This window comes from Brucella thiophenivorans (assembly GCF_002252445.1).
Classification (GTDB): Bacteria; Pseudomonadota; Alphaproteobacteria; order Rhizobiales; family Rhizobiaceae; genus Brucella; species Brucella thiophenivorans.
Genome location: NZ_NNRJ01000015.1, coordinates 455,440 through 478,133, shown reverse-complemented (window position 1 = coordinate 478,133; position 22,694 = coordinate 455,440). Strand labels below are relative to the sequence as shown.

Below are 22,694 nucleotides of genomic sequence, written 5' to 3'. Positions count from 1 at the left end.
AGTCAATTGTCAAAAGTTATGTATCACGAATGAGTTACCCCGATTATGAAGGGAAAAACGGGCCTCTCATACGTCCGAATTATTGAAAGAATCTTGAATGCGAAGAACGAAAGCCGAAGCTGCAGAAACACGTGATGCCATTTTGACCGCTGCAGAACACGTCTTTCTCGACCGCGGACTTACGCAATCAACTCTTATGCAAATTGCCTGTCATGCAGGTGTAACGCGTGGCGCGATCTATTTTCATTTTCAAGACAAGCTGGACATTTTTCAAGCGATAATTAACCGCACGTGCTTTCCACATGAAGAGATTATGAGACAGGCCGCTGCTTGTGATCACCCCAATCCATTGAATGTACTTGAACAATCAATCCTGACAGCCTTGGAGCTTTTTACCACCAACGAGCGCCAGCAGAACGTGTTCACCATCATTCATCAGCGTTGCGAATATGTCGGAGAAGTCGCACCTCTGGTTGAGCATTTAAAAGAAGCACGCGCCAATGTGTTGTCGCTCTTCAAAGGCTTGCTCGATATTTCGGAGCGCCGTGGGGAGCTTTCCAAGGAATGGTCATCTATATCAGCCGCACAAATCCTGCTTGCGATATTGGGTGGTCTTCTCAATGAATGGATGAGAAGTGATCGCAGCTTCGATCTGGTTCAATCGGGCGGTAAGACCATCAAAACAATGATACAATCCATGCATATAGAAGATCAGTAAACCTAGCATTCAGCAGGGCGCCCACGCGGATACAGATCATTCACTCACTGCATCGTGATGCGCAAACATGAAAAAATAAGATTTTTTTATGGGGATTGCTGGTCGGGCAAAAAAGTTGGGAAAGACGGCGCATCGCCTTTTAATTTACGCTTACGTCAATGTAAGTCTTGCGATTAGCACGAAACTCGACCACATTCATTCTTGAGGAAGTGCCTATCCAATTCTTGAGGACAGGCAAATTGGGAGAAGGGTGGCGGGCTTGTCGCTCAAACAACGGACGGAGCAATCCGGGGAGAAGGCATGGTAAAAAAAGCAGCGGAAACCAAAACCACGTCGAGTAAAGCGACATCGGCTATATCTGTCTCGGATAAGATCTGGCTCAAATCCTATCCCAAAAGCGTTCCGCATGAGATCGATCTCAGCAAATCCACATCCATTGGAGATATGATCTCGGCCGCATGCCGCCAGTTTGCCGATAAACCGGCATTCACCTGTATGGGCAAAGATATGTCCTACAAGGAATTGGATGAAAATTCGCGCGCGCTCGCAGCCTGGCTTCAATCGCGCGGATTGGTCAAAGGCGACCGCGTTGCGGTGATGATGCCCAATATCCTGCAATATCCTGTGGCAATTGCCGCGATCTTAAAAGCAGGTTTCGTCGTAGTTAACGTCAACCCGCTTTACACGCCGCGCGAACTTCAGCATCAGTTGAATGATTCAGGTGCACAGGCACTGATCGTGTTGGAAAACTTCGCAGCGACCGTACAAAAATCCCTTGCTTCTATCCATGTGCCGAACATCATCGTCGCCACCATGGGAGACATGCACGGTCTCAAAGGCCACATCATCAATCTGGTGGTGCGCAAGGTGAAAAAGCTGGTGCCGGAATGGAGCATTCCCGACCATGTGCGTTTTAAAGATGCGCTGGCGCAGGGTCGTTCCAAGTCTTTTAATCCAGTGCCTATCGATAAATCCGACATCGCCTTTCTGCAATATACTGGCGGCACGACGGGCGTTTCCAAAGGTGCGATGCTCAGCCATGCCAATATTCTGGCCAATGTGGAGCAGATGCAGTTTTGGATGGACGTTGCCTTCCAGAACAAAGGCAAGCCGAAAGAACTCAACTTCGTTTGCGCACTGCCCCTTTATCATATTTTCGCGCTGACCGTGAATGCGATGATCGGCATCAAGCTTGGTGCGCGCAATATTCTGATTCCGAACCCGCGTGATATTCCGGCCTTTGTCAAAGAACTGCAAAAATATCCATTCCACATTTTCCCGGGCCTCAACACGCTGTTTAACGCGCTGATGAATAATGATGACTTTAAGGCGCTGAACTTCAAACCACTGGTACTTTCGCTCGGCGGTGGCATGGCAGTACAGCGGCCTATCGCGGAACGTTGGCAGCAAATGACGGGTTGCCACATTACCGAAGGCTATGGCCTTTCGGAAACTTCGCCTGTCGCTTCGGCCAATCCTCTTGATGCGATTGAATTCAGCGGCACGATAGGCTTGCCAATGCCTTCAACCGACATTGCCATTCGCGATGATGACGGCAAGGATTTGGCACTCGGCGATGTCGGCGAAATCTGCGTGCGTGGCCCCCAGGTCATGCTCGGCTACTGGAACAGGCCGGATGAAACCGAACGCGCCATCATGGCCGATGGTTTCTTTCGCACCGGCGATATGGGCTTCATGGATGAAAACGGTTTTACCAAGATTGTGGACCGCAAGAAGGATATGATCCTCGTCTCGGGTTTCAATGTCTATCCGAATGAAATCGAAGAAGTCGCCGCCGAACATCCCGGCATTGTCGAATCTGCTGCCGTGGGCGTTGCAAATGAGCATTCAGGCGAAGTTGTGAAGCTTTATGTGGTGCGTCGTGATCCGAACCTGACGGAAGAGGATGTCAAATCCTTCTGCGCACAGCGCTTAACCAATTATAAGCGTCCGCGCGAAGTGGAATTTCGAGAGGCCCTGCCGAAAACCAATGTCGGCAAGATTTTGCGGCGTGAGTTGAGAGACTAAGATAAAGACGGCCCTCTTCATGAGAGGGCCGCTTCGCTTTATCTGAACAAATCAGGCAAGCCTGCAATGGAATCGAGCACCACATCGGCATGAGGCTCAAGCGCTTCGCGCGGACTGTTGCCGGAAAGAACACCTACCGCAAGACCAGCTTTGGCGGCATGTGCCGTTTCAAGATCGTGCAGATTATCGCCCACCATGGCGATTGCGCCCGGCTCAAGGCCCACTTTTTCCGCAAAATAAAGCAGTGGGTCAGCAAACGGTTTTGGACGCTCTGCCGTGTCATAGCCGATCACGACATCAAACAGATGGTCGATCCCCAATGCTTTGGCGGTCGCATGGGCACCTGCTTCTGAATCGTTAGTCGCAATGCCAAGGATAAAACCCATCTCGCGAAGGGTTTGTAGTGTCTCACGTAGCCCTTCAATTGCAACGGCGGAACGTGCGCCCTCTTCAACAGTAAAACTATCGAATTCGCTAACCTTGGCTTTAAAACCCGCTTCATCAATATCGGGGTGCCAGAGTTCGACAATGTCTTCGACCGTACCGGCTGCAATCACCGAATTGGCGCGGAAGCGCGAGGTTTGCCAATCATAGCCGCCAGCATCAAGCAAGGAGCGGGCGCGATTTTCGTCGCCATTGGCGGTGCGCTGTGCCAGATTCCATGACACTGTAAACCATGTGCTATCGAAATCGATCAGCGTTCCATCCTTGTCAAACAGGATGGCACGAATCGTTTTTAATTTCTCAGGAGCAGTCAATGAACTCATGCCTCTAAAGCACCAGAACGCTTTTTGACTGCCGATGGCTTAGCGGCAAGCAGTTTCAGCAAATCATCACCTCGGCGGACATAGCGCAACGTGCGGCGCGTGAGAATACGCCCTGCCTGTGGTGCAGTCAGTGTGATGTCGCCTTCCGGTTCGCCCGGCTTGGTGACAACAGTAACAAGCTTTGCCCCGGCCTCAACAACATCACCAGGAGCGACATGATAAAGCACCATGCCACCTTCAGGCGCGCGCAGCATTTCCACATTTTCAAGCGGCGTGATGAGGCCCTTGTAGTCGAGATCGAGCTTCACACTTTCGTCGACAATCACACCACGATGGACGAGGAACTTGTAAAGACCTTCGGCATCGCCTTTGCCCATATCGGCATAGACATCGCTTAAGCCCCGGAATTCGACTGTCGTAACGGCGCGACGCTTCATATTGCGCTTATCGGCTGGCAATTGCAGAACCGGATGCGCGCAGGCTTCTTCAAAGGCTGCATCTGCCGTCGTGTCCCATGCAAGAATAGCAGTCGAGCCGAGTGCGACCGCCAGATCTTTCATGTCTTCGACAAATTCTTTGGCGATATAGACATAGTTTTCGCTTTCATCATCACAATGAAGATCGAGTACGATGTCGTTTGCCAGAGCCATCTTCAAAAGCGTTGCTTTCAAACGCTGTGCAAGCGCTACCGGCGCAGCCGGGCCGGGCAATTCAGACGTGTTGAAATCCGGCAACAGTGGGAAAGCACGGTTGAAATTAACCGCCGAGAAAAACTCGAAACGGCCCAAGTGCTGATGCGCCTGCCACTGGTTCGAGCCAATCGGATTGGCTTGTGGGACAACCGTAATATTACCCAGAATGCGGCCTTCTTCGGCTGCTTTCTTTAACATCGGAACTAAGAAATGAAGAGCAGCCTGCCCCGGCAATTCTCCGCCATGCAGCGAGGATTGCAGATAGGCGGTGGGCGCATCGCCGTTTTTGCCTGCAAAGCGCAGCACACGCAGTTCAATGGCGTTACCCGGTACATCGCCGGCAAACTCGATAATCTCGGTCTTCATTTCTCATCCCAATTAATGCGCACAAAAAAAGCCGGGCAGAGCGCCCGGCTTGCCCTATTGATTTGCCTTAATATCAGGCTTTGCGGCGTGCATGCAAATGGGCAACGAGACCCACTGTCGAAGCGTCTTTGCCTTCAGCAGATTCGGCACACGAAACAACCGGAAGAAGCTCGGTGGCGAGTTCCTTGCCAAGTTCCACGCCCCACTGGTCAAACGCATTGATGCCGAAAATCTGCGCTTCCACGAAGACGCGATGTTCGTAAAGAGCGATCAGGCGACCGAACGCAAATGGATCCAACTTGTCGTGAACAAGGGTGAGCGATGGGCGGTTGCCCGAGAACACGCGATGCGGTGCAATGCGTTCGACTTCCGCCTCAGGCAGCTTCTTAGACTGGAGCTGTGCGCGGGCTTCATCCAGCGTGCGGCCCTTCATCAGCGCTTCCGACTGCGCAAGGCAGTTGGCAAGCAGCATTTCATGCTGATGATCGAGGTGCTTTTCATGGCCCTTTGCCGCAACGATAAATTCGAGCGGAATGGTGTCAGTGCCCTGATGCAGAAGCTGGAAGAACGCGTGCTGACCGTTGGTGCCGGGTTCGCCCCACACAACCGGACCAGTTGGGCCGGAAACAGGCTTGCCATCAACAGTCACGCTCTTGCCGTTCGATTCCATATCAAGCTGCTGGAGGTAAGCCGGAACACGCGCGAGACGCTGATCGTAAGGGATCACGGCACGGCTGGAATAATCGCAGATCGCACGATGCCAGTAGCCAATCAAACCAAGCCAGATTGGCAGGTTGTTTTCAAGCGGTGCATCGCGGAAGTGCACGTCCATCGAGTGCGCGCCAGCGAGGAATTTGCGGAAATTGTCGGCACCGATCGCGATCATCACAGGCAGACCAATCGCCGACCAGACCGAATAGCGACCGCCGACCCAATCCCAGAAGCCAAAGACGCGGTCTTCGCCAATGCCGAATGCTGCAACCTTGTCGAGTGCAGTGGAAACAGCCGCAAAATGTGCGCCAACAGCGTCTTCGCCCAGCGCATCCGCGATCCATTTGCGCGCGGTCTGCGCATTGGTCATGGTCTCAATCGTGGTGAAAGTCTTGGACGCGACGATGATCAGTGTCGTTGCCGGATCAAGTACATTCAACGTATCGGCAATATGCGCGCCATCGATGTTCGAAACATAATGGGCGCGTGGGCCATCATGATAAGGCGAAAGCGCAATCGTCGCCATAACAGGACCGAGATCGGAACCGCCAATGCCGATATTGACAATATCGGCGATCTTCTTGCCTGTCGCGCCCTTAATTGCGCCAGTACGGATGCCATCGGAGAAAGCAGCCATACGATCAAGCACGTCTTTCACATCCGGCAGGACGTTGTGGCCATCGACCAGAACTTCCTTCGACGTGGTGTCGCGAAGGGCCACATGAAGCACAGCGCGATCTTCGGTGTTGTTGATGTGCTCGCCTGCAAACATGGCAGCGCGGCGACCTTCAACATCAGCAGCCTTTGCAAGTTCGGTCAGAAGTGCAACGGTCTCATCATTGACGCGGGCCTTCGACCAGTCAAACAGCAGATCGTCAAGCGACAGCGAATAACGTTCAAAACGGCCCGGATCGGCTTTGAATGCCGCACGCATGTCTTTTGGTGCAGCTTCCGCCCAATGTTTCTTCAGCTTTGCGACCGTTGCTTCAAGCTTCGCCGTGTCTCTTGCCATGATGGTACTCCCAGTCAATCAAATCGATTTAATTGCCGATAATTAAGCAGTTTATTAGAGAATTGCATCCGTTAAATTACAAAATTTTCCATTTGATGTGGTTCCATATAGAGATATGCATCAATTTAGGTTGATCAGGAGTTTAGTCAAAACATGGACATCGTCGGAGAAGAAAAAATTAGTGCACCCCGACAGGCCGTGTGGGATGCACTCAATAGCATTGAAACACTGAGAAACTGCATTCCCGGATGCGAGGATCTGGAAAGAGTTTCAGACACGGAAATTCGTGCAGCGCTTAAAGTTAGCCTCGGTATTATCAAGGTACGCTTCCACGGAATTCTCAAGCTTTCCAATATGAACCCGCCATCCTCCTATACGATTTCGGGGCGCGGTGAAGGCTCGATTGCAGGCTTTGCCCATGGCGACACCGACGTAACACTGACTGAAGATGGTAATGACACGATCCTGAGCTATGTGATCCGTGGCGATGCCGGTGGCAAGATCGCACAACTTGGGTCGAAACTTCTCGGTTCGGTGGCACGCAAAATTGCAGATCGCTTCTTTGCGAATATCGGTGCTGCAGCAGCACAAAAAGCGCTCGATAATGCCGCTGCAAAAACGGCATAATTTCATTCGAAGATGGTATGGGAGGAGACGCGAAAGAGGTTTCGCTTTTCACTCCTATGAGATAGTCGGTAAAGCATAACCGTAATAAGGCCTATCGGCATGAAACCCAGAGACACCGCGACCTATATTTTCCTGGCCATAGCATGGGGACTATCGTTCCTCGTGGTGCTGCGCGTGGTCGAAGCCTTTGGCTGGGTTGGTGCGGTTGCCTTCCGCTCCTTCATTGCCGCAGGAACACTGTTTGCGATTGCGAAACTTTCCGGGCGTAAGCTTGATTTTCACGCTGGCTGGAAACCCTTTGCCGTTGTTGGTGCAACCACCGTTGCGGGCCAGCTGATCGGCCTTTCCTATGGCACGCCGCTGATCGGAACGGCGATGGCCGCGATCTGCGTTGCATCGATTCCGCTTTTCTCGATGGTCATCAGCCAGCTCTGGGGGCTGGAGCGCATTACTTCACGCCGCCTTGTAGGGCTGCTGCTCGGTGTAACCGGTATTGTGTTGCTCGTTGGTTTCCCTGCTGTGGCCGTAACACCTGAATTTATCATGGGCTGTATAGCCGTGATGTTCTCATGTTTTTCGGCAGCCTTTGGCAGCAATTATGCCAGCCGCCGTCTTTCCACCACCGGCTCATGGGAAACAACCATCGGCGCATTCGTCTTTGGCGGCATTCTGACCTTGCCGCTGATCTTTGCCATTCCCGTGCCAACCACTCCGGGACTGGTTGATTTTGTCTATTTGCTGATTTCTGCCTGTGTGATGAGTGCGCTTACCTATGTGCTTTATTTCAAACTGGTCGGAAATGTCGGACCAACAAAAGCCATCAGCGTCGAATTTGCAGTCACGGTGATTGCAGTTCTGGTCGGTGCATTGTTCCTAAAAGAACAGCTATCGCTCATCCAGTTTGTCGGCGCTGCCGTCATCATCGCTGGCTGCGCACTGGTGCTAAGCTCACGCCCATCGCTGCCAAAAGAAGCCGAAGCTTTCCCAGCTCCTAAGACAGAAGAAACATCTGATAGCAATATTATCAAATCAGAGACAATCTGATTTCGCATTCCAGTTCTGTTTCAAAGGCCCGCGCTTTCAAAACCGGGCCTTTGCCTATTTCTGGTGTGCTTTTTTTGACGCGCATCTTTTTCCGAAAACCGGTTCCCACTTTTCGGGATGCGCTGATTTGTCATAAATTGACCAGATGATAAAAAATTTGACCTTCCGTAAAAATCTGTCATCCTGTCAGTAACGGGCATCACGCGACGGTAAAGATCGCAGCCCGGAACAGAGTTCAAGGTGCGCAAAGGGAACCCGCGCCTGAACAAGCAAAAATGGGAGATGCGATCGATGAGATCAGCAGAGAATTCACCTATTGATGCAATTGATAATCCGGGACACGCGAACGGGCCTGATATCCATGGCTCGCGGCTGGAAAAGGCCGACTATGCGCATGTTTTCGATGATCTGCATCCGCCGCTCAACAAGCATGAAGCCCTCGTTGAATCCGACCGCTGCTATTATTGCTATGATGCGCCTTGCATGAATGCATGTCCTACCAGCATCGACATTCCGCGTTTCATTCGCCAGATCAATACCGGCAATGCCATTGGTGCGGCAAAGACCATTCTTTCAGAAAACATTCTGGGTGGCATGTGTGCCCGCGTCTGTCCGACCGAAACGCTTTGCGAAGAAGTGTGTGTTCGCGAAACGTCGGAAGGTAAGCCAGTCAAGATTGGTGAATTGCAGCGTTATGCCACCGATGTTCTGATGGAAACCGGCAATCACCCATTCAAGCGCGCACCTGATACCGGCAAGCACATCGCCATTGTAGGCGCGGGTCCAGCGGGTCTTTCTGCGGCGCACCGCCTTGCGATGCATGGCCATCAGGTGACGATTTTTGAAGCGCGCCCAAAGGGCGGCGGTCTTAATGAATATGGTATTGCCGCCTATAAGACGGTCAATAATTTCGCCCAGCGCGAACTGGAATTTGTGCTGAAAATCGGCGCAATCAACATCGAATATAACCAGACACTCGGTCAGGACATCACAATTGAAGCGCTGAAGGCGGGCTATGATGCGGTGTTCCTCGGCATGGGTATGCCCGGCGTGAATGATCTGGGACTTGTTGGCGAAGACGCGCCCAATGTGATCGATGCCGTTGATTACATCGCCAATCTACGTCAGGCAAAAGACCTCTCGTCCCTGCCCGTTGGCCGCAATGTTGTGGTTATCGGTGGCGGCATGACCGCAGTAGACGTTGCCATTCAGACGAAAAAGCTCGGCGCTGAAAACGTGACCATCGTTTATCGTCGCGGTCAGGAAAGCATGAATGCCAGCGCCTATGAGCAGGAACTGGCGCAGATTCATGGCGTGGTGATCCGCCACTGGTTGCAGCCGCACGCGCTTGAGCGGAGCGAAGACGGCACGGTCAACGCCATTGTGTTTGAATATACCAATGCCGATAGCGGCAAGCTTTCCGGCACCGGCGAATATCTCATTCTTGAAGCCGATCAGGTCTTCAAGGCTATTGGCCAGAAGTTTGAACCGGAACCCGTTGCGGGCGCAGGCATCGGGCTTTCCAAAGGACGCATCAGCGTCGACGACGAACGTCGCACATCCGTTGAGGGAATATGGGCGGGGGGCGACTGTGTTGCCGGTGGTCAGGACTTGACCGTTGCATCGGTGGAAGACGGCAAGGTTGCCGCCGAATCCATTCATGCGACGCTGACAAAACGACCCGAAGCAATTGATGGCTTTGCCGATGCGGTTCTGTCGGGCGGCGCACTGCATGCGCCTGCCCCGTCTACTTACCGCGACCGCAGTGTGCCTTTGGGCCAGGAACAAGGCTGAGGAGAGTAAACATGGCTGATCTTTCAACGAACTTCCTCGGCATCAAGTCGCCAAACCCGTTCTGGCTGGCTTCGGCTCCGCCGACTGACAAAGCTTACAATGTCGAGCGCGCTTTCAAGGCTGGCTGGGGTGGTGTGGTCTGGAAAACGCTGGGTTCCGAAGGCCCGCCGGTGGTCAATGTTAATGGTCCACGCTATGGCGCGATCCATGGTGCTGACCGGCGGTTGCTGGGTCTTAACAATATCGAGTTGATCACCGACCGTCCGCTGGAAGTGAACCTGCGCGAAATGAAAGAAGTAAAAATGCGTTGGCCCGACCGCGCATTGATCGCTTCGATCATGGTGCCGTGCGAAGAAGAAGCATGGAAAGCCATCCTGCCGCTGGTAGAAGAAACCGGCGCTGACGGTATTGAGCTGAACTTCGGTTGTCCGCACGGCATGAGCGAACGCGGCATGGGTGCGGCAGTTGGTCAGGTGCCAGAATATGTCGGTATGGTCGTCAAATGGTGCAAGCAATATAGCCGCATGCCGGTGATCACAAAGCTGACGCCAAACATCACCGATATTCGCAAGCCTGCGCGTGGCGCAAAGGCCAATGGCACCGATGCCGTATCGCTGATCAACACGATCAACTCGATTGTTTCGGTTGATTTAGACAGCATGTCGCCGGTGCCATCCATCGACGGACGCGGGAGCCATGGCGGTTATTGCGGACCAGCGGTCAAGCCAATCGCGCTCAACATGGTGGCGGAAATTGCGCGTGATCCTGAAACCTATGGTTTGCCAATTTCAGGCATTGGCGGCATTACCACATGGCGCGATGCGGCAGAGTTCATCGCACTTGGTTGCGGCACGGTTCAGGTCTGTACGGCAGCCATGACTTATGGTTTCAAGGTCGTTGAAGAAATGATTGACGGCCTGTCCGACTGGATGGACAGCAAAGGCTATCAGACGATTGATGATTTCCGCGGCATGGCTGTGGGACATGTGAGCGACTGGCAGTATCTCAACCTCAATTATGTCACCAAGGCACGGATTGATCAGGATTCCTGCATCAAGTGCGGTCGTTGCCATATTGCCTGCGAAGACACGTCTCATCAGGCGATTACAGCGATAGTCGACGGTGCAAGGCACTTTGAGGTGATCGACGAGGAATGCGTTGGGTGTAATCTCTGCGTCAGTGTTTGCCCGGTCGAAGACTGCATCACCATGGAACAGATTAGCGACTTTGATCCTCGCACCAATGCGCCGATCCCGGAAAAATATGCCAACTGGACGACCCATCCAAACAATCCAATGGCTGTCAAAGAAGCGGCTGAGTAAAACAAAAACGCCGGGTTTTTGCCCGGCGTTTTCTTTGTAATATTTAGTTTTTAGCGGCTGACGCGCATACCTTTTTCTGGCTCGAACACATGGCTGTTTGCCGGATCAACCGCGATGGTCAGCACATCGCCCGGACGCACAGTCAGGCGTTCGCGAAACAGGCAGGTAATCGGCTGATCACCTAGCTTGCCCATGACCATGATTTCCGAGCCTGTCGGTTCAACAATATCAACCGTGATCGGTACGCCCTGCTCGGCAATCTTCATATGCTCAGGCCGCATACCGTAAACGGCTTTGCCCGAAAGGCTTGAATAATCACCTTGTGGAAGCTGCATGCGGAAGCCGCCATCAGCGACAAACGAGCCTTCTTCGATCTTGCCATTGACGAAGTTCATTGATGGCGAACCGATGAAGCCCGCGACAAACATATTGGCCGGACGATCATAAAGATCGAGCGGCGCACCAATCTGCTCCACCAGACCATCACGCATGACGACAATCTTGTCTGCCATCGTCATGGCTTCGATCTGATCGTGGGTCACGTAAATCGTTGTGGTCTTCAAGCGCTGATGGAGCCCCTTGATCTCACCGCGCATCTGCACACGCAGCTTGGCGTCGAGATTGGAGAGCGGTTCGTCAAACAAAAACACCTGCGGATCACGCACAATGGCACGGCCCATCGCCACACGCTGGCGCTGACCACCGGAAAGCTGGCGCGGAAAGCGGTCGAGCAGCTTGTTAAGGCCGAGAATTTCCGCCGCACGATTAACACGGCTGTCACGTTCTGCCTTGGGCGCATTTTTCAGCATGAGCGCAAAGCCCATATTGTCGGCAACCGTCATATGCGGATAAAGCGCATAATTCTGGAACACCATGGCGATATCGCGTTCCTTGGCGCGCAGATCATTGACCACACGCGGGCCGATGGCGATTTCGCCGTCGCTGATTTCTTCAAGCCCTGCGATCATGCGGAGCAATGTGGACTTGCCACAACCCGATGGGCCGACCAGCACAACAAATTCGCCGTCCTGAATATCCACGGAAACGCCGTGCAGAACGCCGACATTGCCATATTTCTTAATTGCATTTCGGATGGATACAGATGCCATCTTAAACCTCAACTCTTATTTGACCGCGCCTGCTGTCAGACCTGCAACGATCTGGCGCTGTGCGAAAACGGTTAGCAACAAGACCGGCAATGTCACCACCAGTGCTGCGGCGGCAAGCGGACCCCAACTGACCTGTTCAAAGGACAGCATGTTGTAAACAGCGACCGGCAGGGTACGTGTCTCGCGGCTTGCGAGCACGATGCCGAAAACGAAATTATTCCATGAGAATATCACCGCAAGGATGAGCGACACTACTACGCCGGGCTTGGCTATCGGGAGTGCCACCTTCATGAACACCTGCCACGAGGAAGCACCATCGATAATGGCTGCTTCTTCAAGCTCCATCGGTGTCGTCTCGAAATAGCCGATCATGATCCAGATCACGATTGGAACGGTGACGACCAGATGGATGATGATCTGCGGCCAAAGCGTACCGAGAAGACCGAGCGTCTGGAACAGCAGAAATAGCGGGATCAAATAAGACAGGCCCGGTGTCATACGCGCAATCATGATGACGATTGCCGACTTGTTGGCACGCAGACGTGCGATGCCATAGCCTGCCGGAACACCGACAATCAATGCCAGCAAGGTCGCAGTTCCGGTTACGAGAATACTGTTCCAGAAATAGAGCAGGAAGTCGTTGGTCTCGAATATCCCGGTATAGTTCGACCATGCTATGCGGTCGGGGATCAGGATGGGCGGGTAAGCACCATTGTCAATTTCATATTTCAACGAAAGCGACAGCATCCAGATGAAGAAGAAGATTGCGGGCGACACGATGACGAAAACCATGAGTGCCGTGCCAAGCTTTGAAAGAATTGACTTGCGTGCCATGATCGGTCCTCAAGCGTTCCATTTGGTCCGCTGGCGCAGAGCCAGAAGAACCATCGACATGGCGATAATGACAACGAAGAACACGACGGCAATCGCCGATCCATAGCCAATGTCATAGTAAGAAAACGCCACATTATAGAGATAGATATTGATGGTTTCCGATGCTGTACCCGGACCGCCCTGCGTCATCGCAAAAATGATATCGAAGCTTTTGAGCGCATCAATCGAGCGGATGATGACGGCAACCATGATAAACGGCAGGATCATCGGCAGCGTGATATAGCGGAACTTCTGCCAGCCATTGGCGCCATCGATTTCCGCACTTTCAAACGGATCGCGTGGCATTGAAGCAAGGCCGCCCAGCACGATCAGCATGACCAGCGGCGTCCACTGCCAGGTTTCAACCAGCACCAGCGACGGGATAACCGTGCTCTGATTGAATATCCATTCCTGTGGCGCAATGCCGATCAGCGAGAGAAGATAGTTCAGAACGCCAAGCTGCGGGTGATACATCATTGTCCAGACAAGGGCGACCGCAACCGGGGTCGCCATCATCGGCATGACGAAGATGCCGCGCAACAGCCCGCGCATTGGCAGTTTGCTGTCAAAGACAAGTGCCGCAATCGTGCCCAATATCATCGGGGCAACGACAGAGAGAACCGTATAGACAAGCGTGTGCCACATGGATTCCCAGAAGCGCATATCGGTTGCAAGGCGCAGATAATTGTCGAAGCCGACAAAGCTCTGCTCACCGCCGAGCTGCCACTGGTTGGCACTCATCCAGAGTGTAAAAACCCATGGAAAAACGATCACCGCCCCGACGGTAATCAAGGCTGGAAGAACAAACGGCCAGTAACTTGGCCGCAGGCGACCTGTGACGGGCTTGGTGGCAGGAACAGCCTTAGAGGCTGCTCCTGTTTTTGCACCTATCGGGGCGGCAGATGTCATTTTCCTTCGCTCCGTGCGAGGACCGGACGGAATTCTTCCGTCGCGCGTTTCATTTCAGTTTCTGCATCAGCACCATTCAAGAGATTGGTGAGGCCAACACCGATAATGTCGCGGAATTCCGTGACAGGCACGATGACCGGCAGGCAGAGCTCGCTGATTGGTGCAGATTTCGAGAGAGCTTCCACCCAGCCTTCCGGCATGGTGACGCCCTTGCGGACTTCTGCATCGTCGATGATCGACTTGCGGAACGGAACGCCCGATCCAGACTGCAACAAGCGAGCGCCCATTTCCTTGGAAATAGCCCACTGGCAATAAAGATATGCAGCTTCCTTGTTCTTCGAGGCTTCGGTCACGCCGATGCCGTCACCTGTGGTCGGTGCGGCCTGTGCATTCGGGCCTGCTGGCATGACACCATAGCCAACCTTGCCAACAACACGCGATTTGTTCGGGTCTTCAAGCGGCGGCGCAAAGCCGATACCGTCGAGCCACATACCAACGCGGCCCTGCAAGAAATTCGACTGGCATTCGGCCCAGTTGAAGCCCGCAACACCGGGAGGTGCGGCTTTGGTCATCAGACGCTGATAAAGCTTGGCTGCTTCAATGCCTTCAGGTGAATCCGTTTGAACATTGCCATCGGCATCCACCGATTGCTTGCCATAGCCGAGCAGAAGGCTGGTATAGACCGGCGCATTGGCATTCTTCATGCCACGCGCAACAAAACCATAGGTCCGGGTTGATGGATCAGTCAGAGCTTCGGCGGTTGTGACCAGCTCTTCAAAGGTCTTCGGGAATTCAAGGCCCTTCTCCGCAAAGAGGTCCTTGTTATAATAGATGATCCAGTAATCAACCGAGAATGGCAGCGCGCCGAAGCGACCATTGGCATCCTTGGCGAAAGTCAGACCAGCGCTCGCGAAATCATCTTCTGTGAGCGACGCATCGGTGAGCGTCGGGTCTTTAAGGAACGGGTTGAGATCGGCAAGCCAGCCGCCCTTTTCAAACTGACGCTTCTGAACGTGATAGCTGATGTGAATGACGTCGAAGCTCGGACGGCCCGAGGTCAGCTCAATCACCGCCTTCTGGCGCTGCTGCTGTTCCGGCGTCTGCTCAGAATTGACCTTGATGCCGGTCAGATCTTCGAATTCCTTCTGATGCTTCTGAAGGAGTTCGCCGCGCGGGCTTTTGATGAGATTAACTTCAAGCGTGGTGCCAGCATATTTCTTCCAGTCGACACCCGACTGGGCGAAAGATGGGCTGATGCCCGTTACACCTGAGGCGGCAATGGCCGCTGTTCCCGCCAAAAACTGGCGACGTGTTGGACGTAATATATTCACTGCTTACTCCTCCCCTGTTGTGTGTTTGGCTCGGCGACTCCTCTCGCCAAACCTTCAGTCTCATATATGCAATGCCAGCTTCCGTGCGTTGTTGATGTGAACGGCGATAGCATCCATGGCAGTCTGTGGATCGCGGGTTTCGATTGCTGAGAGCACCGACAAATGTTCCTGCATGACCGGGATCACGCGCCCCGTGATACGGAAACGCTCCTGATTGATCAGGCGCATCTTGATCGTATTGGTCTGATAATTGCGCCAGATGATTTCATTATCGAGCGAGCCAACAATCGTATCATGCAGGCTCCAGTCGATATTCTGCGCCTGCTCTTCAAGCTCCGGCGTTTCGCCTTCGCTCATGGCGCGATTGAGCGTTTCTTCGTGCGCGGCACGCAGCGAACGCAGCAATGTATCGGAAGCCGACTGACAGAAAATCGCAACCGATTCCTTTTCGATGAAAAGGCGGAATTGAAATGCCTCGCGGATCAGGTTGAGATCGATATGAGCGATCTGAAGTCCGCGCTGTGGCACAGTCTTAATCAGACCTTCCGTTTCGAGACGCGGAATCAGTTCGCGGATCGCACCCAACGGCAGGCCCGTCATGGTAACAAGCTGGCGCTGGGAAACGAACTGGCCCGGATGAAAATCACGCGCCAGCAAATGCTCGGTGAAGCTCTGATAAGCTTTATCCCGCAATTTTACTGGTTCGTTGTGATCGTCCGCCAAAGCCATTCCCTTTTTGCTACTAGAGCTTATGCCGTGGTCAGGCTGCTTTTGCCATATGCAAACGGTCGAATACACTACCAATTGCATCAAAATCCGCATCATTCAGCGAAATCAGCGGTGCACGCACGCGACGCCATTCCTTGTCACCCGTATGACGCGCAACCATCGCCTTAACCGCAGGAGTGACCGGATAGTTGAGCAACTGGCGCACTGCACCTACCAGCTCATTGTCATCCAGACCCTCATTGATCATGCGCAGAAGACGATCCGGGAAGAGGTTTGCCATGCCGGAAATTGCACCCTGTCCGCCAAGACGCACACCGGCAGCAAGATCACGCTCGTCGCCGATCAGAATCGCAATATCTTTGTGGGCTGCAAGCAGCTTTTCCGTATAGGCCCAGGTGCCGGAAGAATCCTTCACGCCGATGATGATGTCACCAAAAGCTGCACGCAGACGGGTGATGAGATCGACCGATAGTTCAACAGCCGTCACCGACGGAATATTGTAAAGGATGATGCTGCGCGCATCGCTGCCAAGACCCTTCAACACCGCCGAGAACCAGTTGAACAGACCATCATCGGAGAGGTTCTTGAAATAGGACGGTGGCGCGAGAAGAATGGCCTTGCAGCTGCGACGCAGCGCATCAGCAGACTGTGCAACGGCATCGGCAATCGAGTTTTCCATCACGCCAACGACGATGTTGGAGGCAGCAAAGCCCTGCGCGATAAATGCATCAAGAAGGGCTGCGCGCTCAGCATCACCAATGGAAGAGCCTTCGCCCGTCGTGCCAAACAAAGTGACGCTTGAGCAGCCATTGTCGAGGCGCGCGCGTGCATGCTTCAGCGCACGGCTGACGTCGATATTGCCATCAGCATCGAATGGGGTCGTGAGTGCTGCAGAGAGGCCGAAGCGCTCCTGTCCAGAATGATTATGTGCCAAAACTGGCTCCTCCCAAGATTGAACTGTAAGCTTGCACATACTAACATGTTAGTAAATAGTCAATTTGATGTTGAAGCCTGGGTGTTCAATTTTGAGGGAGGCTTTTAATTATTGTGCGGGAACCATACCCGTTTCGATGAAGGAAAGAACTTCCTTTTGGCTTGGCGAACCGGCGCGTCCGCCAAAGCGTGCGCATTTGATGGCGGCGGCGGCATTGGCAAAGCGGATGATGTGCGTCATGTCTTTGCCTTCCACCAGACCATGCGCGAAAGCGCCGTGAAACACATCACCTGCAGCCAGCGTATCGACCGCATCGACCTTAAATCCGGGCACATGGAAAACCTGTTTGCCAGCGCCTTCGGCCCAATAGCAGCCATCTGCACCACCGGTCACAGCCGTGAAAACATCATAGCGGTCGGCAAGAAGACGCACGCATTCGCGCAAATCCGTCGTGCCTGTCACGCTGATTGCAGCTGGTTCTGACGCAACAATATGGGTTGCGAGTGGCAGCAAGATTTCCAGCAATTCGACGGGAGCGGTATCAGCATCCAGTATTGCCGGAATACCGGCATCACGCGCGGCACGAAGTGCTGTTTCAGCAGCCCATGGCCAGCGCACATCGGTCATGACGGCAGCATAAGCACCTGCTGCAATTGGCGGCACCGATTGAGCCGGTCTTGCAAGCGTGCGATCATAAAACGGTACGATAATACGTTCGCCATTTGCATCAACGAGGATCGAAGAAAAGGCCGTGCGTGTGCCTTCCAGTCGCCTTATATGCGAACAATCAATGCCTTCGGCTTCAAGCTCTGCGACAGCGCGATCACCCACCGGATCAATCCCGGCAGAAGCCCACAGCGCCACATCGCCGCCAAGCCGCGCAATGGCTGCGGCGGCACTCGAAGCCATGCCGGCTGCTATCTCAACGGCCTCACGCGGCAGATATTTGCCTGCCGCTTGAGGGAGCGCATCAAGGCGAAGAATGGTGTCCATGGTGAGGGCACCGACGCAGAGAATTTTGGAAGTCATGATTACGAAATAAGGCCTTCGGAACGAAGCGTCGCCCAGAACTCATCCGGAACCGACTGCTCGAACCAGACGACATTCTGTCTGATCTGCTCTGGCGAACGCACGCCGATCAGAATGGAGCTGACAGCCTCATGCCGCAACGGAAACTGCATGGCAGCAGCAGCCAACGGCACATGATACTCATCGCAAATATCATGCAGGCGATTGGTGCGAGCAATGATGTCGGCAGGCGCATCGGCATAATCGAACTTCTGTTCGCCGCCGCGTGGCGCGGCCAGAATGCCAGAATTGAACACACCGGCAATCACCAGTGCCATGCCACGCTTTTGCGCCAATGGCAGGAATTCCTTTTCCGACACCTGATCAAGTAGCGAATAGCGCCCAGCCAAAAGCGAGCAGTCAAGATCAGCCTCTTCCAGCGCATCGCGAATGATCTGCCACTCGTTCACACCAAGGCCAAAACCTTTAATATTGCCTGCGTCGCGCAATTCGGTCAGCGCCCGGAAGCCGCCGCCTTTGGTCAGCGCGCTCCAGTGAAGCTCATGCCGGTCAACATGGGTCACGCGGCCAATGTCATGCACATAGAGCAAATCGATTTCGGGAAAGCCCAGACGTTGCTGGCTATCATCGAAGCTACGCATGACGCCGTCATAGCTGTAATCAAAGACCTCACGGAAGCTGAGGCCATTACGCCAGCCTGAATCGAGCGGGTTTTTTGGCGGCGCTGGCGGCAGCGTGCGACCAGCACGCTCATTTGTCATCAGGCGTCCGACCTTGGTGGAGACAACGGCGCGCTCGGGCTTTTCGCGCAGCAGATCTCCGAGCAGATGTTCGCAACGGCCATAGCCATACATTGGCGCACTGTCGAAATAACGAATACCGTTGTCCCATCCGGCTTCCAGCAACGCGTCTGCATCGGCGCGGGAAACAGGGGCATAAAGCCCGCCCAAAGGGGCTGTGCCAAGACCAAGCGCTGTTACATTCAGACCAGTACGGCCCAGTATGCGCCTCTCGGATGCTTTGAATTGCATGGATATCTCCCCAACGACAGCGCTTGACGCGCCGCACTCCTCTTTTCAGCGCCTCATATCCAAAAATTGCTTCTCACTTTTCGGGATGCGCGACCTCTTCCGCCGATTGATAAGAGCAAGTTTGCGCAAGCGCAATGGGAAAAGCATGCACATGCAAAAGAGCTTATTCATGCGCGAATAGATCATTCGCTGGAATACTACGACCGAGAATTAGAGAGAATATTCATTTTATATCAATAAGATAAAAGAGAATTCCCGATCTACCCATCATAAAACCCTTCACCAGCACCTGCTTGACAACGTCGATTTCCTGTCGATATTACTATGATGTCAGACCAATTTAAAACTAACAAGGGAACCGGTTCTGGCCTGATTGCGCGCTGAGATTCTGGGCCAGACTCCGGGTTAGACTATCGGCTGATCTCTGAGCCAATCTGTGAAATGGAGGCAGGATGAAAGATAGCAGGCTGCTGCAAATAGCGCCATTACCGCCGATGGATCGCGCCAGGCAGGTAACCGACGCGCTCGCCAATTACATCGCGACAGCGCAGCTTCAAGCCGGTGACCGCCTCCCCGCAGAACGTGAATTGATGACAGCACTCGCTGTCGGTCGCTCCACCATTCGCGAGGCAATCCGTCATTTTCAGGCATTGGGTGTGATTGAAGCGCGCAAGGGCAGCGGCACTTATCTGCTGAAGCCGATTTCGGCTGCGACAATCCACATGCCGCTCTCATTCGATCCCGCACAGTTGCGCGATGCTTTGCTGCAATCGCTCGAAGTACGTCGCGGAATTGAGGCGGAAGCCAGCATGGTTGCCGCACGCAAACGCACCGAAGATGACCTTGCGATTATCGAACGCAATCTCAACGAGATGGAGCGCGTTCACATCGCTGAAGGCACGTCAGGCCCCGAAGATCTAGCCTTTCATCTCGCCATTTATGATGCGACCCATAACCCGCTTTTCAGACAATTGCTCGAACAGATGCGCGAAGCCTTTCTGCACTTCTGGGATCATCCGTTTGAGCGGGTCGATTTCGCGCGGCGGACCTTTCCGTTCCACCGCACGCTCTTCAACGCCATCGTGGCTCAGAACCCTGAAACCGCGCGGCTTGAAACACTGAAAATCCTCGACATTGTTGAGGAAGACATCAAGGAAATGTCCAAATGACCGACGGGATGGATCCGCTGGATTTTGCAGCACTTACGGTTGCTCATGATGAAAGCAATGCATACGACGCCGTGGTTCCACCCATCGTGCAAACCTCGCTTTTTACCTTCCCAAACTATGACGACATGGTCGCCTCGTATCGCGGCGAAAAAATTCGCCCAATCTATACGCGTGGACTCAACCCGACCGTGCGCGCATTTGAAGAAATGCTGGCGAAGCTTGAGGGCGGCGAAGATGCACTGGGTTTTGCCAGCGGTATGGCCGCAATCTCATCAAGCGTATTGGCTTTCGTCAATCCAGGTGATCGCATTGTTGCGGTACGCCATGTCTACCCGGATGCGTTCCGGCTTTTTGGCACCATCCTGAAACGCATGCAGGTGCAGGTCGATTATGTCGACGGACGTGACGAAGAAGCAGTCGCAAAAGCCCTGCCCGGCGCGAAAATGTTCTATATGGAAAGCCCGACAAGCTGGGTCATGGAAGCTCATGATGTCGGCGCACTGGCCAAAATCGCCAAGCAACACGGCGTTCTGAGCATCATCGACAATAGCTGGGCCAGCCCGATCTTCCAGCGTCCGCTGTCGCTTGGCGTTGATCTTGTGGTGCATTCGGCGTCGAAATATCTCGGAGGCCATAGCGATGTTGTGGCTGGCGTTGTGACCGGCTCGAAAGCGCTGATCAATGCCATTCGCGCAGAAACTTATCCATATTTCGGCGGCAAACTTTCACCATTTGATGCGTGGCTGCTTATTCGTGGACTGCGGACGCTGCCAATCCGCATGAAGACGCACGAAGCTTCAGCGCTCGAAATAGCAAAGCGTCTTCAGGCGCTCGATGTGGTGGAAACTGTCTGCCATCCAGCACTCGCCAATCGCCTACCGGCAGGGCTGACCGGCACGTCCGGCTTGTTCTCTGTCATCTTCCGTGAAGGCGTGAATATTCGCGAATTCTGCAACCATCTCAACCTGTTCAAACTTGGCGTGAGCTGGGGCGGACATGAAAGCCTGATCGTGCCAGGCGAAGTGGTGTTGCAGCAAAAGGCACAGCCAAATTCCGCTCACACATTCGGCATTGATGCACGCTCGGTGCGCCTGCATGTCGGATTGGAAGGAACCGAAGCGCTGTGGAGAGACATTGAAGGAGCGCTCGCTCAGTCAATCGCATGAAATAAACCGTCGTGAGGATAAAAAAGGGGAACGGAAATGAAGAAACTAATCGTCGCCGCACTCGCCACCATGCTGATGAGTGGTACAGCACTTGCCGATACAACATTGAAGCTTGTCGAAGTTATCACCAGCCCGGAGCGCACCAAGACGCTTGAATCAATTGTTGCAAAGTTTGAAGCTGCCAATCCGGGCACCAAGGTGGAAATCATCTCGCTGCCATGGGGAGAATCCTTCCAGAAATTCGCAACCATGGTATCGGCAGGTGAAATTCCTGACGTCATGGAAATGCCGGACACGTGGGTGTCGCTCTATGCCAATAATGGCATGCTGGAGAGCCTTGAGCCATATCTCGAGAAGTGGGAAACCACGCCGGACCTGACCGAGCGTGCGCTTGAGCTTGGTCGCAGCGTCAAGAACACCGCCTATACGCTGCCTTACGGCTTTTACCTGAACGCCATGTTCTACAACAAGAAATTGTTGGCCGAAGCTGGTGTCTCCGAACCGCCAAAGACGATGGATGAATTTGTCGAAGCCTCCAAAAAGATTTCTGCATTGCCTGGCAAGTCCGGCTACTGCATGCGCGGCGGTCCGGGTGGACTCAATGGCTGGGTGATTTTTGCCGCATCCATGGCAGGTAACAATAAGTTCTTCAATGAAGACGGCACCTCGACTATGAACGGCGAAGGCTGGAAAAAGGGTATTACCTGGATGGTCGATCTTTACAAGAACGGCCTTGCTCCAAAGGACAGCGTCAACTGGGGTTTCAACGAAACCGTCGCGGGTTTCTATAGCGGCACCTGCGCCTTCCTCAATCAGGACCCGGACGCCCTGATCGCCATTGCCGAGCGCATGAAGCCTGAAGATTTTGGCGTGGCCATCATGCCAAAGGGCCCGGATGGCAAGACCTTCCCGACCATTGGCTTTGCCGGATGGTCGATGATGAGTGGAAGCCAGAACAAGGACCTCTCCTGGAAGCTGATTTCGATGCTTGAGGGACCGGAAGGCAACATCGAATGGAACAAGCGCACTGGGGCTTTGCCGGTCCTTAAATCCGCACAGAATGATCCGTTTTATAGCGGCGAACAGTTTAAAGGCTGGTTCGATGAGCTGGCTGACAAAAACGTCGTTCCAACCGTGATGCCGACTTATCTTGAAGAATTTGCCTTCTTCAAGGATTCGCTCGTCATCAAGACGTCGCAAGAAGCGCTTCTGGGCGACATCACGCCTGATGAGCTGGCCGAACAATGGGCAGAATATCTGACCAAGGCACAGCAGAAGCACCTTTCCAAACAGTAAGCAGCATAAACATCGCAGGCGCGGAATCTTCGCGCCT

At 53.5% G+C, this 22,694-nt stretch carries 20 protein-coding genes; 9 read left to right on the top strand and 11 right to left on the bottom strand.

The genetic code is table 11. The features are described from left to right. Nucleotides 1-97: 97 nt before the first annotated feature. Both CEV31_RS07235 and CEV31_RS07230 read left to right on the top strand, forming a co-directional pair. Nucleotides 98-718, top strand: a complete 621-nt coding sequence (locus tag CEV31_RS07235; RefSeq protein WP_094506336.1) for a TetR family transcriptional regulator — start codon at nt 98-100, stop codon at nt 716-718. Nucleotides 719-1,018: 300 nt separating this feature from the next. Further along, entirely contained in the window at nt 1,019-2,746 is a 1,728-nt protein-coding gene (locus CEV31_RS07230) for a long-chain fatty acid--CoA ligase (RefSeq protein ID WP_235818047.1), read from the top strand. 38 nt (nt 2,747-2,784) lie between these two features. Here CEV31_RS07230 and CEV31_RS07225 read toward each other — a convergent pair whose 3' ends face one another. The 3 genes from CEV31_RS07225 to pgi all read right to left on the bottom strand — a co-directional run bounded on the left by CEV31_RS07225 (nt 2,785) and on the right by pgi (nt 6,294). Beyond that, nucleotides 2,785-3,513 (bottom strand): HAD family hydrolase, encoded by a 729-nt coding sequence (locus CEV31_RS07225; RefSeq protein WP_094506335.1) that lies wholly within the window; start codon nt 3,511-3,513, stop codon nt 2,785-2,787. Next, entirely contained in the window at nt 3,510-4,571 is a 1,062-nt protein-coding gene (locus CEV31_RS07220) for a M14 family metallopeptidase (RefSeq protein ID WP_094506334.1), read from the bottom strand. The genes CEV31_RS07225 and CEV31_RS07220 overlap by 4 nt, the downstream gene beginning before the upstream one ends. A 73-nt stretch (nt 4,572-4,644) precedes the next feature. Next, nucleotides 4,645-6,294 (bottom strand): glucose-6-phosphate isomerase, encoded by a 1,650-nt coding sequence (gene pgi / locus CEV31_RS07215; protein ID WP_094506333.1) that lies wholly within the window; start codon nt 6,292-6,294, stop codon nt 4,645-4,647. Nucleotides 6,295-6,447: 153 nt separating this feature from the next. On the opposite strand from pgi, the gene CEV31_RS07210 reads away from it, so the two are divergent. The 4 genes from CEV31_RS07210 to preA all read left to right on the top strand — a co-directional run bounded on the left by CEV31_RS07210 (nt 6,448) and on the right by preA (nt 11,081). Continuing rightward, the gene (locus CEV31_RS07210) at nt 6,448-6,921 is read left to right on the top strand and encodes a CoxG family protein (RefSeq protein WP_094506332.1); all 474 of its coding nucleotides are present in this window, start codon (nt 6,448-6,450) and stop codon (nt 6,919-6,921) included. A 99-nt stretch (nt 6,922-7,020) separates the two neighbouring features. Next, entirely contained in the window at nt 7,021-7,965 is a 945-nt protein-coding gene (locus CEV31_RS07205) for a DMT family transporter (RefSeq protein WP_094506331.1), read from the top strand. A gap of 282 nt (nt 7,966-8,247) precedes the next feature. Beyond that, nucleotides 8,248-9,759 carry an NAD(P)-dependent oxidoreductase gene (locus tag CEV31_RS07200; protein WP_210190895.1) on the top strand — a complete coding sequence of 504 codons (1,512 nt, stop codon included), beginning with the start codon at nt 8,248-8,250 and terminating at the stop codon, nt 9,757-9,759. An 11-nt stretch (nt 9,760-9,770) separates the two neighbouring features. Beyond that, on the top strand, nt 9,771-11,081 hold the full coding sequence (gene preA / locus CEV31_RS07195; protein ID WP_094506329.1) for an NAD-dependent dihydropyrimidine dehydrogenase subunit PreA: 1,311 nt from the start codon (nt 9,771-9,773) through the stop codon (nt 11,079-11,081). 50 nt (nt 11,082-11,131) lie between these two features. Here preA and CEV31_RS07190 read toward each other — a convergent pair whose 3' ends face one another. From CEV31_RS07190 to CEV31_RS07155, 8 genes are all read right to left on the bottom strand, one after another. Beyond that, nucleotides 11,132-12,190 (bottom strand): ABC transporter ATP-binding protein, encoded by a 1,059-nt coding sequence (locus tag CEV31_RS07190; RefSeq protein ID WP_094506328.1) that lies wholly within the window; start codon nt 12,188-12,190, stop codon nt 11,132-11,134. A 15-nt stretch (nt 12,191-12,205) separates the two neighbouring features. Further along, nucleotides 12,206-13,024, bottom strand: coding sequence for a carbohydrate ABC transporter permease (locus tag CEV31_RS07185; RefSeq protein ID WP_094506327.1), 819 nt, complete (start codon nt 13,022-13,024; stop codon nt 12,206-12,208). Nucleotides 13,025-13,033: 9 nt separating this feature from the next. Further along, a complete protein-coding gene (locus tag CEV31_RS07180) occupies nt 13,034-13,972 on the bottom strand; it encodes a carbohydrate ABC transporter permease (RefSeq protein ID WP_094506326.1) in 939 nt (312 codons plus the stop codon). Further along, nucleotides 13,969-15,303, bottom strand: a complete 1,335-nt coding sequence (locus tag CEV31_RS07175; protein WP_094506325.1) for an ABC transporter substrate-binding protein — start codon at nt 15,301-15,303, stop codon at nt 13,969-13,971. The genes CEV31_RS07180 and CEV31_RS07175 overlap by 4 nt, the downstream gene beginning before the upstream one ends. Nucleotides 15,304-15,363: 60 nt before the next feature. Next, nucleotides 15,364-16,026 (bottom strand): GntR family transcriptional regulator, encoded by a 663-nt coding sequence (locus tag CEV31_RS07170; protein WP_094506568.1) that lies wholly within the window; start codon nt 16,024-16,026, stop codon nt 15,364-15,366. A gap of 37 nt (nt 16,027-16,063) precedes the next feature. After that, the gene (locus tag CEV31_RS07165; protein WP_094506567.1) at nt 16,064-16,966 is read right to left on the bottom strand and encodes a dihydrodipicolinate synthase family protein; all 903 of its coding nucleotides are present in this window, start codon (nt 16,964-16,966) and stop codon (nt 16,064-16,066) included. Nucleotides 16,967-17,074: 108 nt separating this feature from the next. Beyond that, on the bottom strand, nt 17,075-17,995 hold the full coding sequence (locus CEV31_RS07160) for a PfkB family carbohydrate kinase (RefSeq protein WP_094506324.1): 921 nt from the start codon (nt 17,993-17,995) through the stop codon (nt 17,075-17,077). Between the two features lie 2 nt (nt 17,996-17,997). Next, entirely contained in the window at nt 17,998-19,026 is a 1,029-nt protein-coding gene (locus tag CEV31_RS07155; RefSeq protein ID WP_094506323.1) for an aldo/keto reductase, read from the bottom strand. A gap of 452 nt (nt 19,027-19,478) precedes the next feature. On the opposite strand from CEV31_RS07155, the gene CEV31_RS07145 reads away from it, so the two are divergent. The 3 genes from CEV31_RS07145 to CEV31_RS07135 are packed head-to-tail and all read left to right on the top strand — an operon-like array spanning nt 19,479 to nt 22,657. Then, nucleotides 19,479-20,195: a FadR/GntR family transcriptional regulator gene (locus CEV31_RS07145; RefSeq protein WP_094506322.1), complete on the top strand. Its 717-nt coding sequence runs from the start codon at nt 19,479-19,481 to the stop codon at nt 20,193-20,195. Next, nucleotides 20,192-21,361: a PLP-dependent transferase gene (locus tag CEV31_RS07140; RefSeq protein ID WP_094506321.1), complete on the top strand. Its 1,170-nt coding sequence runs from the start codon at nt 20,192-20,194 to the stop codon at nt 21,359-21,361. The genes CEV31_RS07145 and CEV31_RS07140 overlap by 4 nt, the downstream gene beginning before the upstream one ends. A gap of 36 nt (nt 21,362-21,397) precedes the next feature. After that, nucleotides 21,398-22,657: an ABC transporter substrate-binding protein gene (locus CEV31_RS07135; protein ID WP_094506320.1), complete on the top strand. Its 1,260-nt coding sequence runs from the start codon at nt 21,398-21,400 to the stop codon at nt 22,655-22,657. Nucleotides 22,658-22,694 lie beyond the last annotated feature (37 nt).

Coding starts and splice junctions, on each gene's coding strand:
- CEV31_RS07235 (WP_094506336.1), top strand. CDS start 98: ATGCGAAGAACGAAAGCCGAAGCTGCAGAAACACGTGATGCCATTTTG.
- CEV31_RS07230 (WP_235818047.1), top strand. CDS start 1,019: ATGGTAAAAAAAGCAGCGGAAACCAAAACCACGTCGAGTAAAGCGACA.
- CEV31_RS07225 (WP_094506335.1), bottom strand. CDS start 3,513: ATGAGTTCATTGACTGCTCCTGAGAAATTAAAAACGATTCGTGCCATC.
- CEV31_RS07220 (WP_094506334.1), bottom strand. CDS start 4,571: ATGAAGACCGAGATTATCGAGTTTGCCGGCGATGTACCGGGTAACGCC.
- pgi (WP_094506333.1), bottom strand. CDS start 6,294: ATGGCAAGAGACACGGCGAAGCTTGAAGCAACGGTCGCAAAGCTGAAG.
- CEV31_RS07210 (WP_094506332.1), top strand. CDS start 6,448: ATGGACATCGTCGGAGAAGAAAAAATTAGTGCACCCCGACAGGCCGTG.
- CEV31_RS07205 (WP_094506331.1), top strand. CDS start 7,021: ATGAAACCCAGAGACACCGCGACCTATATTTTCCTGGCCATAGCATGG.
- CEV31_RS07200 (WP_210190895.1), top strand. CDS start 8,248: ATGCGATCGATGAGATCAGCAGAGAATTCACCTATTGATGCAATTGAT.
- preA (WP_094506329.1), top strand. CDS start 9,771: ATGGCTGATCTTTCAACGAACTTCCTCGGCATCAAGTCGCCAAACCCG.
- CEV31_RS07190 (WP_094506328.1), bottom strand. CDS start 12,190: ATGGCATCTGTATCCATCCGAAATGCAATTAAGAAATATGGCAATGTC.
- CEV31_RS07185 (WP_094506327.1), bottom strand. CDS start 13,024: ATGGCACGCAAGTCAATTCTTTCAAAGCTTGGCACGGCACTCATGGTT.
- CEV31_RS07180 (WP_094506326.1), bottom strand. CDS start 13,972: ATGACATCTGCCGCCCCGATAGGTGCAAAAACAGGAGCAGCCTCTAAG.
- CEV31_RS07160 (WP_094506324.1), bottom strand. CDS start 17,995: ATGACTTCCAAAATTCTCTGCGTCGGTGCCCTCACCATGGACACCATT.
- CEV31_RS07155 (WP_094506323.1), bottom strand. CDS start 19,026: ATGCAATTCAAAGCATCCGAGAGGCGCATACTGGGCCGTACTGGTCTG.
- CEV31_RS07145 (WP_094506322.1), top strand. CDS start 19,479: ATGAAAGATAGCAGGCTGCTGCAAATAGCGCCATTACCGCCGATGGAT.
- CEV31_RS07140 (WP_094506321.1), top strand. CDS start 20,192: ATGACCGACGGGATGGATCCGCTGGATTTTGCAGCACTTACGGTTGCT.
- CEV31_RS07135 (WP_094506320.1), top strand. CDS start 21,398: ATGAAGAAACTAATCGTCGCCGCACTCGCCACCATGCTGATGAGTGGT.